This is a genomic window from Marinobacter sp. EhC06 (assembly GCF_001650915.1).
Taxonomy (GTDB): domain Bacteria; phylum Pseudomonadota; class Gammaproteobacteria; order Pseudomonadales; family Oleiphilaceae; genus Marinobacter.
Map to the genome: position 1 here is coordinate 328,925 of NZ_LXYO01000001.1, position 14,603 is coordinate 343,527.

At 48.2% G+C, this 14,603-nt stretch carries 12 protein-coding genes; all 12 read right to left on the reverse strand.

The features are described from left to right. Positions 1-5: 5 nt before the first annotated feature. The 12 genes from glmS to A8B84_RS01525 all read right to left on the reverse strand — a co-directional run bounded on the left by glmS (position 6) and on the right by A8B84_RS01525 (position 14,587). Complete coding sequence (gene glmS / locus A8B84_RS01470) at positions 6-1,847, reverse strand: glutamine--fructose-6-phosphate transaminase (isomerizing) (RefSeq protein WP_064228740.1); 1,842 nt, start codon at positions 1,845-1,847, stop codon at positions 6-8. 48 nt (positions 1,848-1,895) lie between these two features. Then, complete coding sequence (locus tag A8B84_RS01475) at positions 1,896-3,110, reverse strand: DegT/DnrJ/EryC1/StrS family aminotransferase (RefSeq protein WP_064228739.1); 1,215 nt, start codon at positions 3,108-3,110, stop codon at positions 1,896-1,898. A 41-nt stretch (positions 3,111-3,151) separates the two neighbouring features. Beyond that, positions 3,152-3,772, reverse strand: coding sequence for an acetyltransferase (locus tag A8B84_RS01480; protein WP_082905034.1), 621 nt, complete (start codon positions 3,770-3,772; stop codon positions 3,152-3,154). Further along, entirely contained in the window at positions 3,772-4,368 is a 597-nt protein-coding gene (locus A8B84_RS01485) for a sugar transferase (RefSeq protein WP_064228737.1), read from the reverse strand. The genes A8B84_RS01480 and A8B84_RS01485 overlap by 1 nt, the downstream gene beginning before the upstream one ends. A 47-nt stretch (positions 4,369-4,415) precedes the next feature. Further along, positions 4,416-5,639, reverse strand: coding sequence for a glycosyltransferase family 4 protein (locus A8B84_RS01490; RefSeq protein ID WP_064228736.1), 1,224 nt, complete (start codon positions 5,637-5,639; stop codon positions 4,416-4,418). After that, positions 5,636-6,772, reverse strand: coding sequence for a non-hydrolyzing UDP-N-acetylglucosamine 2-epimerase (wecB, locus tag A8B84_RS01495; RefSeq protein ID WP_296625374.1), 1,137 nt, complete (start codon positions 6,770-6,772; stop codon positions 5,636-5,638). The genes A8B84_RS01490 and wecB overlap by 4 nt, the downstream gene beginning before the upstream one ends. After that, on the reverse strand, positions 6,718-7,836 hold the full coding sequence (locus tag A8B84_RS01500) for a glycosyltransferase family 4 protein (protein ID WP_064228734.1): 1,119 nt from the start codon (positions 7,834-7,836) through the stop codon (positions 6,718-6,720). Before A8B84_RS01500 ends, wecB begins: the two co-directional genes overlap by 55 nt. Before the next feature lie 160 nt (positions 7,837-7,996). Continuing rightward, positions 7,997-9,247, reverse strand: a complete 1,251-nt coding sequence (locus tag A8B84_RS01505) for an O-antigen polymerase (RefSeq protein ID WP_161487085.1) — start codon at positions 9,245-9,247, stop codon at positions 7,997-7,999. A gap of 313 nt (positions 9,248-9,560) precedes the next feature. Continuing rightward, a complete protein-coding gene (locus A8B84_RS01510; protein WP_138103130.1) occupies positions 9,561-10,625 on the reverse strand; it encodes a D-glucuronyl C5-epimerase family protein in 1,065 nt (354 codons plus the stop codon). 167 nt (positions 10,626-10,792) lie between these two features. Then, positions 10,793-12,226: a lipopolysaccharide biosynthesis protein gene (locus A8B84_RS01515; protein WP_064228731.1), complete on the reverse strand. Its 1,434-nt coding sequence runs from the start codon at positions 12,224-12,226 to the stop codon at positions 10,793-10,795. 151 nt (positions 12,227-12,377) lie between these two features. Continuing rightward, positions 12,378-13,499: a glycosyltransferase family 4 protein gene (locus A8B84_RS01520; protein ID WP_138103128.1), complete on the reverse strand. Its 1,122-nt coding sequence runs from the start codon at positions 13,497-13,499 to the stop codon at positions 12,378-12,380. Continuing rightward, positions 13,496-14,587 carry a DegT/DnrJ/EryC1/StrS family aminotransferase gene (locus tag A8B84_RS01525; RefSeq protein WP_064228729.1) on the reverse strand — a complete coding sequence of 364 codons (1,092 nt, stop codon included), beginning with the start codon at positions 14,585-14,587 and terminating at the stop codon, positions 13,496-13,498. Before A8B84_RS01525 ends, A8B84_RS01520 begins: the two co-directional genes overlap by 4 nt. Between the last annotated feature and the right edge of the window lie 16 nt (positions 14,588-14,603).

Genomic DNA, 14,603 nt, shown 5'->3' on the forward strand with positions numbered 1-14,603 from the left:
CACGGTCACTCAACAGTAACACTTTTGGCCAAATTGCGGGGTTTGTCCACATCAGTGCCCTTCACTAGAGCCACGTGGTAAGCCAATAATTGCAATGCAACAACATGAAGAACCGGCGACAAGATTCCGTAATGCTCGGGCATTTTAAGAACCTGTATTCCGGGTTCGGAGGCGATCTGGCTGTCACCATCGGCAAACACGAACAGTTCGCCACCTCTGGCCCGAACTTCTTCCATGTTGGCCTTCAATTTCTCCAACAGTTCATCATTGGGCGCCACAACCACCACAGGCATCTCGGCATCAACCAACGCCAAAGGGCCGTGTTTCAGTTCTCCCGCCGGGTAGGCCTCTGCATGTATATAGGAAATTTCCTTAAGCTTTAAGGCACCTTCCAGTGCAATCGGGTAATGCCGGCCACGACCAAGGAACAGCGCGTGTTGCTTGTTACCAAACTGCTGAGCCAGATCCCGAATCGCCGACTCCAGCGCCAGAACCTTTTCAACGGCGACCGGCAAATGGCGCGCTTCATTCAGGTAGGTGGCCTCATCCTCAGCCGATAGCGCGCCACGCCCCTTGGCCAAAAGAAGAGCGAGCAGGAACAGCGTCGACAACTGCGTGGTAAACGCCTTGGTAGAAGCCACACCAATTTCAGGACCCGCACGCGTAATAAAACGTAGCGCGGCCTCGCGAACGATGGAGGATTCGGGCACATTACAGATAGCCAGAGTGTATCGGTGCCCCAACGACTTGGCATACTGCAGGGCCGCAATGGTGTCAGCGGTCTCTCCCGACTGGGATATGGCCACAACCAACTGGGATTCCCGGGCTACTGATTTCCGGTACCGATATTCACTAGCAATCTCCACATTACAGGGCACGCCTGCAATCGCCTCAATCCAATAGCGCGCCACCATCCCGGCATAGCTGGAAGTACCGCAGGCCAGAATAAGTACTGAGTCCACTTCATCAAAAATTCGCGCGGCATCCGCACCGAACAAGCCCGACTGAAGCGTTCCTGTACCGCCAAGCATTTCAAGGGTATTGCCAAGGGCCTGGGGCTGCTCGAAGATCTCCTTTTGCATGTAGTGCTTATACTCGCCCAACTGAACCGCATCTGCTCTCAGCGTAGAGGTGGTCACAGGGCGAGTAACCGACTGACCCTCTGCATCCCGTATCGTTACGCCGTCCAAGGTAAGCTGGGCAACATCTCCGTTCTCCAGATACATCAACTCACGGGTTTCCGAAATCAAAGCGGAGGCATCGGAGGCTGCATAAAAACCAGTATCACCCTGCCCCAGCATCAGCGGCGAACCTTCCCTGGCTACAACCAGAGTTTCTGGTTCGTCTGCCCGAACCACAGCCAGGGCATACGCGCCTTTCAGGTAAGGGACCGCAGCCCCCACAGCCTCGAAGAGCGAGGGCGACGCTTCACCCACCTTCCCTGCCAGGCAAGCCTCAACGAGATGAGCAACCGTCTCCGTATCGGTATCCGACGTAAAATCGTACCCCAGACCCGAAAGCATAGCCCGCAGTTCAACATGGTTCTCAATAATGCCATTGTGAACAACCGCAAGCTTTCCAGACACATGTGGGTGCGCATTCCGTTCCGCCGGCACTCCGTGTGTTGCCCAGCGGGTGTGAGCAATACCCATATGCCCCTGTAACTGCTCGCGATCAACCAACGCCCGCAGCTCGGACACACGACCGACGGAACGGGCCCGTTTAAGACCGCCGTTCAGCAGAGCCAGTCCAGCCGAGTCGTACCCACGGTATTCAAGTGTTTGAAGACCGGTTAACAAAAAAGGTGTTACATCTCGAGCGCATACTGCGCCGACAATACCGCACATAAAAGAGAAAACTCCGAAAACTCAAAGGACAACAGGATGAGGAGAGGCTCAGCCGCGGGTGGCCTGTTCCATTACGGCTCGAAGAACCGTACAGGTTTTTTCTATCTCTGCCTGCGTTAAAGTCGGGTGCACCAAGAACATCAAGCTGGTCTCACCCAACTCTTGCGCCACTTCAAGTGGCTTCGACGGACGCCAGTCAGTGCCATCAAAGGCGCGCTCACGGTAGACCTCTGAGCAAGAGCCCTGGAAACACGGCACCCCTTGGGCGACCACCTCCTCAACAATCCGGTCCCTTGACCATCCCGGCGCGAGACGATCCGGCCTTACCTGCAGATAGCATTTATAATGGGCGTGGGAGCAGCCATTCCTTCCTGGGCACCCTGAATCACAGCTGACACCACAGGAGAATTCAGGCACTCGCAATGCTGGCAATTCGCGACCAGTAGCCCAAATGCGCTCCGCATTATTGGTTCGGGCCCGGTGCCACTCTGGCATTCGGCGCAGTTGTAGTCGGCCGATCACCGCCTGCATTTCAGTCATCCGCCAGTTGGTGCCAAAAGAATCATGCAACCAACGGAACCCAGGGGGATGCTCACGCTCGTAGACCGCTTCCCAACTTTTCCCATGATCTTTAAAAGACCACATCTTCGACCAAAGCTCCCGGTCGTTGGTTGTTACCATGCCACCCTCACCGCCGGTAGACATAATCTTGTCCTGGCAAAAAGACCAACATCCTACATGGCCAATGGAACCTACAGAGCGCCCCTTATAGCGCGCGCCGTGAGCCTGGGCACAGTCTTCAATTACAGCCAGCCCGAACTCCTCCGCCAGCGCCATAAACCCATCCATATCACAGGGCCAGCCTGCCAAGTGCACGCACACAATTGCGCGGGTGCGAGGCGTGATAACCTCGCGCACAGTTTCCGGCGTAATATTCTGGGAGTCGGGAGACACATCCGCGAACACTGGCACCGCCCCAGAAGTCACAATACTGGATGCAGACGCCAGGAAGGTCCGCGGCGTTACCACCACTTCATCGCCCCCCCCGATACCAAGCGCTTTCAAAGCCAAGTCTAGCGCCACTGTACCGTTAGCCAGAGCGACGGCATATTCGGAATCAGAAAAAGTGGCAAACTCTCGCTCAAACTCCCGGCATTCCCGCCCCGTCCAGTAGTTGACTTTGTTAGATAGCAAAACATCACGCACAGCGTTGGCTTCTTCGTTAGTAAAAGAAGGCCAGGGGGAAAATGGTCCGTTTAACATGGTTTACTCAGTTGTATCCTGAACTTGAAAAATTGAAGAATTCATTGGCGGCGGATTCGCGCTGGATTTCCCACCACGGTTACACCAGACCCGACATCTTTAGTCACTACAGCTCCCATTCCAACAATCGAGGCATCCCCGACGGAGACCAACTGCTTTATTGAGGCACAGGCACCCACCCAAACTTGTTGGCCGAGCTTGACGCCACCGGCTAAAACCGCGTTTGGGCTAATATGAGCGAAATTACCAACGACACAATCGTGCTCTACTACTGCACCGGTATTGACAATGACGCCACCACCGACGTAGGCACAAGGGTTAATGACTGCATTGGCAAAAACAACAGTTCCAGGTCCAAAGGATGCGCGAGAGCTAACGGTCGCAGCCGGGTGAACGATAGAAACCAAGTTCGCGCCAGCTCTCGCTAGCTCACATTGTTTTTCTTCGCGGGTTCGGTTGTTGCCAATGCCAACCACAACGCCGTCAAATTCCGATACCCGCTCGATCAACCGTTCCGTTGGGCCATTCACACTCCAGGGCCCGTTCTCCTTAACGCTCGGCCAGGCATCATCAAAAAAAATGACATCCTGCCAGCCGAGTTGCTCTGCAGCGTCGGCAATAACCTTGCCATGGCCACTCGCGCCAAGAATGGCCAAACGCATTATTCGTCTTTCCCAGTAAACTTCGACATTGTGACTTCTCCCTCACCGCTGATGCCATCTCGAACCAGCACCTTTTTGACCGTAAGAAACAGAATCTTAATGTCCAGCCAAAATGAACGATTATCCACATACCAGATATCGAGTTTGAATTTGTCTTCCCAGGAAATAGCGTTTCGACCATTCACCTGTGCCCAGCCAGTCACACCGGGCCTAACCTCATGACGGCGAAACTGTTCCTCAGAATATAGAGACACGTACTCCATCAAAAGGGGGCGAGGTCCTACCAGGCTCATATCTCCCTTGAGCACATTCCAAAGCTCGGGCAGCTCATCAAGGCTTGTAGACCGCAGAAACTGTCCGAAAGAGGTCATTCGTTCCGAATCGGGTAAAAGGTTGCCTCTTTCGTCAACCGCATCTTTCATTGTTCGAAACTTAACCATAGAAAAGGGTTTACCGGAGAGGCCGGGGCGGGACTGCCGAAATAGAACCGGGGAACCAAGCTTTTTGCGAATTCGAAATGCCACAATTGCAATGATCGGGCTCAATAACACAAGGCAAAGGCTCGAAAAAAAAATATCAAATAACCTTTTAAGCATACGTAGGAAACCTACATTCACACAGAAATAATTAATCAATAACGAACTTACTCGAATAGCACATCGGACAATCTATCTGCTAGTTGCCCATATTCATATTGCTCAAGAGCGGCTTTGCGCCCTTTTGCTCCCATAGTCTCCCTCTCCTCGGGAGCCATGGAATACAGTTTCAGTACAGCATCAGCCAATTGCTCTGCATCCTCCGCAGCAATCTGAATACCCGCACCTATGTCCTTCACTGGCTTATAACTACCTGATTCAATTCCGTAAATAATTGGCTTTCCAGAATAAAGATAATCGAAAAGTTTATTAGGGGAAACTCCGAAGCGGAACAATGGATCCTTTGATAAACCGATGTAGCACACATCGAAAAGCGCTAACATAGCCTGTATTTCAACTTTCGGAATTGGATCAACGAAATAGACATTGGTTAACCCTTTTTCTGCAACCAATTGCCGCAAACCAGGCTTTTCCTTGCCGTCGCCGACCAGAACAAAGCAGATATCAGGATGGCCCTTCAGCTGCTCTGCTGCGTAGACCAGAGTGTTCAGGGAATTTGCGATTCCAAGAGTGCCAGTGTAGCCAATGGTGAATTTGCCCTCGGGCACTTGACTCCGTGCCTTGGAGTTCAGCGGACTCTTCAGACTGACTTCGTCAATGGAAAAGCCATTCGGGACCCAGGTGAACTTGCCACGGGCCATTCCATGACTAACCATGTGTTCAACGGAGTTTCGCAGATTGGATACCACCGCATCTGATTCGCGGTAGGCGCGATCCTCAACCCATTGCATAAGCTGGATCAACGGATTTTTAGGGGAATGCCCGCCCAGCTCAGTAAGAGTCAATGGCCATATATCACGTACTTCGAAAACCAACCTGGCGTTAAACTTCTTTGCCAGCGATTGGGCGCCGAGAAATGCCAATGGCGAAGGCGAGGAGCAAAGTATCGTATCCGGATTGTCCGGTATTACTTGCCCGAGTTTGCGTAACCGCCATGGAAACAGAAGCCAATTAAGCACGCGCTTTTTGCTGTGCGCATGCTCATAAGATGGCATCTTCACCCAAACAAATGTAAAACCTTCTACCTCTTCCAACTTGAAAGTGGCATCAAAAACCGGTTTTTCTCGCAGCAAATGGTGAGATGCAGAGCCTATGAGGTAGACTTTACATCCCTTCTTTGCCATCTCACGGGCCATGTAGTAATGCCGCCCCCCCAGAGCTGTGGCAGGAGTGGAGGCATACTGATTAATAACCCATACGGTCTTGCTCATGAGTTTGCCTTTACCAACTCATTAACAATTCGCTGCGAGGCCTCTCCTCCGCCATACAAATGATCAGTATCTTTGACCGTACGCCCAAGATTTTTGCTCGTAGCACTAACGATCTTCTGCTGATCTGCACCAACCAGCTCATTGGCCCCGGCCTCAATAAGCTCCACCCATTCAGTCTGGTCGCGCATGGTCACGCACGCTTTGCCAAAGAAAAACGCCTCTTTTTGCACACCGCCGCTATCTGTCAACACCAGCTGACAATGATCGAGTAACCAGACCATTTCAAAATATCCAACAGGGTCAATCAGATGAACATCAAGCTCCAGGCCCTGCTCAGCAATAAGCTTACGGGTGCGCGGATGGAGGGGCAAAACGACAGGCGCCTCATTTTTATGAATATGGTTCAGTGCGTGAACGATATTCGACAACCTCTGGGGATTGTCCGTATTCTCGGCTCGATGCAATGTCGCCAGAACAAATTTTTCTGGCAGCTCACCGTCAGCAGGGGCAGCCGCCTTCTCCGCAAACAGTAGCGCGGCATCCTGCATGACATCCCCAACCTGAATTACTTTGGCAGGCTTACTGGCAAAACCCTCGTTCTCAAGGTTCTGGACTGAGGTGTTTGTTGGGCAAAACAGCAGATCACTAACCTGATCAGTAAGAATGCGGTTAATCTCTTCAGGCATTTGCATATTGAAGCTGCGCAGGCCGGCTTCAACGTGGGCCACCGGGACATGCAGCTTGGCCGCAGCTAACGCACCCGCTAATGTGGAATTAGTGTCGCCGTAGACAAGAACACGATCAGGCTTATGCTGAATAAGCGCCTTTTCAATTTCTGCTAGCATCCTCCCCGTCATTTCACCATGACTGCCGCCATGGATGTCCAGTTGAATATCCGGCCTTGGGATAGCCAACTGATTAAAGAAGACGTCCGACATGTTCGCGTCGAAATGTTGGCCCGTATGCAACATGATCTCTTCTACGCCATCAGTTTCCTTAATGGCCCGGGAAACTACGCTAGCCTTAATGAATTGTGGTCGAGCGCCAATTATCGTTAACAAACGTTTCATACGGAATTTCACTTTACCAAAGACATATAAAGATCGAGCAACTTCTGCTCTTCGATCAACCAATTATATTTTTCCTGGACGGCCCGCTGACCATTTTGCCCCATTGTCTCAGCTTCTTTGGGATGCTCAACAATAAAATCAATAGCTTCGGCAATGGCCTTGGGATCACGTGGATCTACGCAAATACCACACTGATTACCCTCAATGATTTCCCTCCATAATGTGAAGTTCGAAGCAATCACAGGCAAGCCCGCACTCATATACTCAAACATCTTGTTGGGCTGTGCATCAGTATGGTTCGGCGTAGGCAAGAAAGTAACCAATCCGGCTTTACATCTGCCCATCAAGTCGCGAACCTGTTCTCGACCCAGAAAGCCAAGATTATCGACGTTCGCCCAGCCCGATTCGCGACAAACAACATCCTGCAATTCATTACTAGCGAATTTACCCGCCAGTGCTAATCGCGCTTGGGATTTAACTGACCCAATCCCATCAACAATTTGATGTATTCCTCGTATCTCAGCTATACCCCCAACATAGCAGACCAAATCTTGCTTCTCTGACCAATCGACCCCGCCAATAGAGAGCTCACCCAACAATGGATAATTATTTATGTTAACGGAGCGGGCCCCCATCCTTGCAAACTTTTCGCTTATAAAAGGTGTGGCTCCGACGACAGCGTCGAGCTTGCGGCAAACTAATCGCTCAAAAAACTTAAACGACTCTGAAAATAACCGCCTCAACACTGGATTAAGATAGGGTTTACTAAGCAATTGTTTCGGAAAATCCTCGTGGGCGTCGAAAATAACGGCCTTGTTTTGCCGTTTTAATTTAAGGCCTATGGGAACAAGCTCAGGATCATGTATGTGATAAATATCTGCATCAAGTGATATTGCTTTTCGATAAACCTGCCGCGGGGCACAAAAAATACGAGCAAGCCGATTGTCGAAAGATCCAACATCAAAGATATTCACGGAGCTCAGTGTCTCATCTCCATTTCCATCCGACACTACCAAAGATACAGAGTCGAACTCCTTTGCAAGCGAGACACATTGTTTCAGAAATACCCGGATGTCCTTTCGACTGTGAACCGAAGTTAAGTGAACTACTTTAGGTTGATTATTCATTGAATGAGGCCACAATATTGGAAAAGCCAGAAAAAGTAACAGCGCTAGAGCAAACCTTTATTTCTATCTAATACGACAATGGAGACACTGCCAGATTTGCTGCCACAGATTATCTGTTGAAAGCATAATGAATCAATAGAATACAAAATCAAACCCTTTTCTATCTAATATTTTTAGGTCGAACAATTGTATGCAAAATTCCAGCGCACAACCAAAAAATACCGACAACCAGAATTATAAAAGATGGAATCTGCGATAAATCAGTCTTTGGGTAAATAACAATAAAACCAATGGACAGGTTGGCCCAAATAACCTTCAAATATGGACTACTCCCGCTCAGGGCTTTAGAATAAATGTACTTCAAAGTAAAACCTACCAAAAACATACCTACAAACACGCCAGCAATACCGAAATTTGCATACCACTCACCTACTCCAGTAGGGGGCAACCCACCGCCGGGAATATCTAAATACCACAATTCTTTGATACGTAATGAAATAAGATAATCTGGTGCTAAGAGAGATTTCGGTATCAACCATAAAAGAAAGTTTGGAATGGTCGAGCCCGCGAAGTAGAATGTCTCTTCTGGAATCTTATCAATCAGCGTCAGAAGTATTGGAACATTGGGAACATTCCCACGTTCGACTGCAAAATGCATGAAACCCGAGAAAATGAAATCGAAATCAACTGACGCAAGATCTTTTCCGGAATAAAAGTATGCACTTAGAATCCGCAGAAAGTAAAGTGCCACGCCTAGCAACGCCAATGACAGGAACACTGGAATGCTTTTTACATAGCTAGCATTGACTCTACCCGACTGATGGATCGCAATAAGGTAACATACATATGTTGAACCGATAAAAACGAGAGTCTGAAAAATTCGGCCCTGCGACGCTCTCACTAGAATAAAGATAACCAAGAGCATAAGCAAAAATAGCATCGCCTTCTTGGAGGTATTTTCTTTTCCTGCAAAATAAAATATAAAGTTGACACCAACTAGACCAAAGATATATCCGATTGCACTGATACCCTGCCCTTCTGCGACTTGGTAACTTCGGCCTGCCGTATTACTCAAATAATCAAGAATATTACCACCAGAAATCATCACTACATTTACAGAAAAATTTAAAGCTGCCAGCAAAATCATAACCCAACTTACAATTTTTAAACTGGAGATAAGTGAGGGATTCCGATGGGAGTTAAAATGCCCTGCTGCCGGATGCCCGGTTTTGACAGAAGCTCCAGCAATAAAGCTCAAATACCCTAGGACGAAGAGAGACATAGCCTTAATTGAAAGCACTTCTAATGAGGCACTATAGAAGCCTGCTTTGGCAGCCAAAAATCCCTCGTAATCGATGGAATAGCCGTAGCCTGTGATTAGCCAAGGCAAAGACGAGAGGGAAAACAGCACTCGTGGCTCGTAGATTGGGTGGGACCTCAACTTAAAGAGCACTGAAATATTTAAAATTAAGAATACGGTCCAGACTATCCAGAACATTTTTTTAAATCAGAAGATGAATTTTAGAGTTCAGGTCGATTTTTTTCGGACCGAAGTTTAAAAGGAGAGCAATCACCATTTAGAGAAACAACAGGTGTTAGACTTCGCACTCAACATTAAAGATTACAAACTTGCGCCTAGTCCACACTTTACACAACGCTAACATAGCGCGCATAACTTAGGTCATCGAAAAGAAGGAATAGAGACAACACTACAACAGGCGTAGCTAAACAGACTTTTTAAAGAAGATCGAGTGAAACTTTAATAAAAAATACAGAATTAAACTGTATATTGCAAAAAAACACCCGACAAGAAAAAAAAGAAGGTTAGACGGCTGAATTATTAAACGCTCGAAAACTCCAGCAGGAAATAAAAGATGGTATTGCATTCGCGACGCTGCTTTTTTTAGCTCTCCGCTATTATCAAACTTTGAATAACGTTCAAGTTGCCTAATATGAAAAAGATGATATTTTTTATTCGCAAGGTTGCCGTCGAGGTCATAAAAGCTCCAGGCAAATGAATGAAAATTTTCTATTTTACCTTTTACTGACTCAAGCCCTTTATCGAATCCAATTCTCCACCTATCTGATCTGTCAAACTCATTCATCCAATAAAGGAAATCCAAACTCAACAAATGCCCATTCAAAACTAAGGGAGGTTTAGAGTTTGGGCTTGCGTACTCTTCATACCAGAATCCATCATTAAATGTCACTAGCACCCCCCCTTCCGAAATTGGCAAGAAAAGAAGATTGGCGATGGAGCGAGCAGCATCGAGATAGCTTTCATCTTCAGTTCTTAGATAAGCCGCTAACATTACCTGGCCTGCGAATGACTGAGCCAAACCAGACACCCATGGAGCCTTCATTTCGTAAAGAGGTTTGTCCATGTTGTAAGGAAACGCTAGAACTTTGGATTTCTCGGAATCACCATGTAGGGTGCCTTCAAATTCCTTGGAATGAGCTTTCAAATAATCCGCAACACAGATTAATTCCTCAAAATCAGGCGCTTTATCGCGATAAGCAGGCAGTACTTCCCGAAGGCTCTGACTTGAGTTTTGCTCGAAAATAGTTTGCGCGGTTCCGTAAACGGTCAGCGACAAAGTGGCTGGATGAATCCAGTCTTTGGCTTCACCTTGAATTTGATTACATCCTTTGAGCGCTGAAGTGAATGGTTGATCTCCGCTTATAAAAGTCTTTAATTCCACTACATATGGTAGAAGGTCATCCTCAAGATAATGGACAGTGATGGCAGAACAGATAAATATTAAAAAAGCGACTACTAATTTTTTCACTTTGTTACTCAACTTTTATTTCACTTCGAAAATCTAGGGTCGTCGGCTAGCGGCAGCTTTGTAGACGCTTAGCTCACGATTGTTTTTGACTGTACCCCTTTGCCGCTAATTCAGGGAGATCGCAGCAGTGAAGAAAAACAGTTACTTCAGGAGAAAGTTGATATCAATTAATAACTATTTCCAGATGCCTTACGCTTTACTATACCGCAAGAAAAACGCCACGCTGTTTCGAACTCTTTTCTAAAGCTTTGCATCGCCAAAACCAGAACCATCACCCAAAATCCAACCGTTATCAATCCGAGCCGACTTCCAAACAATGTAAATACAATAGCGCCGAACACTACCAACCCAGAGTAACTATAAATAGCCAACCTTGGCATTTGCTTCCAAAGAAATATTGAAAATTCGGTTCGTAGCAAGAAAAAGACCCAGAACGAAAAACAGGTACTTACTGCTGCACCTGCCGCCCCATACTTTGGAATCAATAACCAGTTTCCTAGGGTGTTAACAAAAAATGCAATAACAGCGGCTAACATTGAAAAGCCAGTTCGCTTTGAGATTCCGATTCCTACAGCGGTGCTTTCAGATAGAGTATAGAGCAAGGGGTACCCCAGACACGAGACCACTATCCATTGAACTTCGGAGTAATGAGGTGGTAAGAACAGCTCGACAATCCAGGAAAGTAATCCTGCGAAGCAAAAGAGTACGACTACTAATGCAAGAACATATCGAGTTACTCTATGTACATTTTCCAGCCCTTCCCCTTTACTAGCCCATTTATAAACAGTTGGAGCCCATACGGTTGAAAAGACACTTTGCAAAATAATGGCGGCCGCAGCGAAGCTAACTGAAACGGAGTAAACTGCAAGTTCTTCGAAACTTGCCAATGCTCTGAGAAAAACTTTATCGACGGCAGTCAAACCCCAAAAGGCGATGCCACCAAAAATCAGCGGCATGCCAAATCTCAACATGTGCTTTAGGTGCTCGAATTCGATTTTTGAAGCAGCACCAGCGACCCATTCTTTCCGTGTATTGAACGCAAATACAACACTGACAAATACCAATGCTGCGGTGTTAGCCAAAATAAGATTGGTTAATGTCTTATCAACTTCTGCGTAGACGTATAGACCAATAAAACCGAGCAAAAGTAGCTTGGGAAGAACCTGACTCATCGAAAAGGCCAAGCCACGCTCATTCATTCTAAGAACCAGGGACAGAAACCGAGATACAAATGCCGCCAGTAACGCTATGGCTATTAATAAACTTAGCTGAAAGCTTGAAGAGTCAAATAGCCACATTGCCATGAAGTCACCAAGACTCAGCAGCCCAACCAATGATGCGAAAAGTAAGAGGAACCCTGGCAGGAAGGATTGTTTCAAGAGCGCGGGTTTATTGGCTACGTCATGAAACTCCCGCACATAGGCTTGATCCAGGCCCAGACTGAACAGCAATGTGCTTAAGCCTATTGTCACTTGCAGCATAGCTATCCTTCCCACATCTTCCTGAGCAAAAAACCATGTAATCGTGGGGAGAGTTATTAGACCAAGCAACGCACCTGCAATTGGCCCCAAAGCGAACGCTGCGATTTTTCTTGGCGTCAAGTTGCATCTCCATTCGCGCGCTCAAACACTACGTTTTTATTAGCCTTTCCGGCAGCCTCGAGTAGCAGCATTCGTGCTTTGTCGTTAGATCGAGTCCACGATAGAGAATAGTCGCCGTTGCGGCATGACAGAGAGTGCATTTAGATAACTCTCAGGTATTCACGTTGATAAGAGTAAACCAATCGTCAATGACCCCATCCCACGAACTGGTTTTCCTTAAATCATAACGGTTTTTGGGTAGTGCAGCCTCTGCGGTGCCCTTCCAGTGTGAGAGAAAATCAGGATGAAGAGCCGAAACACATTCCTTCAGATTATCGTAAGGCTTTATTGCGGTCTCGAATCCCGGCATGTTGCCATAGGGTAAATGGCTGGCAGCCAGAACCATGTTCCCCGCATAGACAGTTTCCTGAACAGTGCCACTGAAGGCATCGGAAACGGAATGGTTAATCAACACCGTGGTTGCCAGACGCATCAGAGCAGAGGTTTCGGGACCATGGAACTCGGAGAGTGGATGAAATATCTCGGCACCGACTTTCAGATTTGCAATCTGACAATCTCGCTCAACCGCCCGCCTCACTTCCGGTGAACCATACTGGACTGGCACAACAAATTGATAATCACCGACAACCTCAGCCTGCTCTGCGAAAAAAGCAATCAGATCTCGCTGGCGCTGCCCGATTGATGCTGAATACCCCAAACAAATTAATGGCTTATCAGCATTATAGCCCAACTTAACTCGAGCTTCGGCTGCCGATTTGGCCCCAATTTTTTCCAACTCATCAAACACGGAAAGACCGAAACGAATAACGCGCGACTCTTTTCCGACAACAAAAGGAAAATCTTCCAAGATGGCATCGCGCACGTTAGCGTTGGTAGCTGCAACACAATCCAAATGCCGCAGCCCCCTACCCAGTAATTTATCCAGTCGTTTCTGGCGCAGCAGTATGTCACTACCATAAGCGAGCCCGACGACTCTCTTGAAATGCCGTTTTAGCAGCGGGGCAATCCAGAAAAGATCAAGGCCAAGTGAATGAATCACCACAGTTTGCCCTTGATCTAGCTGACGAATTGTCTTGCGCGTAAAAAAAATACGGCGTAACAGGCGCAGTAACTTAACCGGTGAGCTTTTTCCCACTAATCGGGCAGACGCTGAATAGGGATCAATAATCTTTACATCGACGCCACGAGCGTGAAGCTCTTCTGCCGTTCGTGTTACGAAGACTGAGTTTGATGTCCCCAAAAAAACGACTTTCTTGGAGAATTCTTGGCTCATGGGCATACCGCGGATTTCAATGCAGAGACCACGCGCTCCCGAGAAACCTCTTCCAAATACGGATGCATCGGCAGACTCAGGACCAGCTCTGCCACTGCATCCCCAACAGGCAATTCAACGTTTGTATCTTCCACAGCGGGCTGCTTATTCAAGGGGATCGGATAATGCACCGCTGTAGGAACGCCCGCTTCTTTAAGCGCCTCTTGAACGGACTCACGGTTGTTTACTCGAACTGTGTATTGGGCCCAAGCGGACACGTTATGGTCTTCTATGAAGGGCGCCGTCTGAATGCCCGCATCACTCAACAATCGCGAATAGTCTTCAGCCACATGGTTACGCAGCTCAATTTCCTCTTGCAACAAAGACAGCTTCGGTAACAGTATGGCTGCCTGCAGAGTATCCAGTCGGCTATTCACCCCTACCCTGATATGATGGTATCGCCTGTTCTGACCATGGCGGGCGATTTGGCGAAGAATGGTTGCCAGTTCGTCGTCGTTGGTGAAGATAGCGCCACCATCGCCGTAACAACCCAGCGGTTTACTCGGGAAGAAGCTGGTGCACCCAATCGTCGTCAGATTACAGGATTTGCGGCCTTTGTAACTGGCGCCGAAGCTCTGCGCACCATCTTCGATCACGGGAATTCCGTGCTTTCCGGCAATGGCATTAATAGCGTCAAAGTCGGCACACTGGCCGTAGAGTGATACCGGAATAATCGCTTTGGTGCGCGGGGTAATGGCCGCTTCCAGTTTTTCGGGGTTCAGGTTATACGTTCTTGGGTCAATGTCCACGTAGACGGGTTGGGCGCCCAACACAGCAGGTGTCTCGGCTGTGGCGATATAACTGAAGCCCGGCACAATCACCTCATCGCCATGCCCCACGCCAAGAGCCATCTGGGCAATTTGCAGCGCATCTGTCCCATTTGCCACCGAGATACAGTGCTTGGCTCCGCAATAAGCAGCGAGCTTCTCCTCTAGTTCAGCCACCTCAGGGCCCAGGATATATTTACCATGGGCAAGCACTTTCTGGATGTTCTGATCTATCTGGTCTTTAATTCGGGCTTGTTGCGCGGCCAGGTCTACGAATTGCATTTGGCAGGTACCTTTC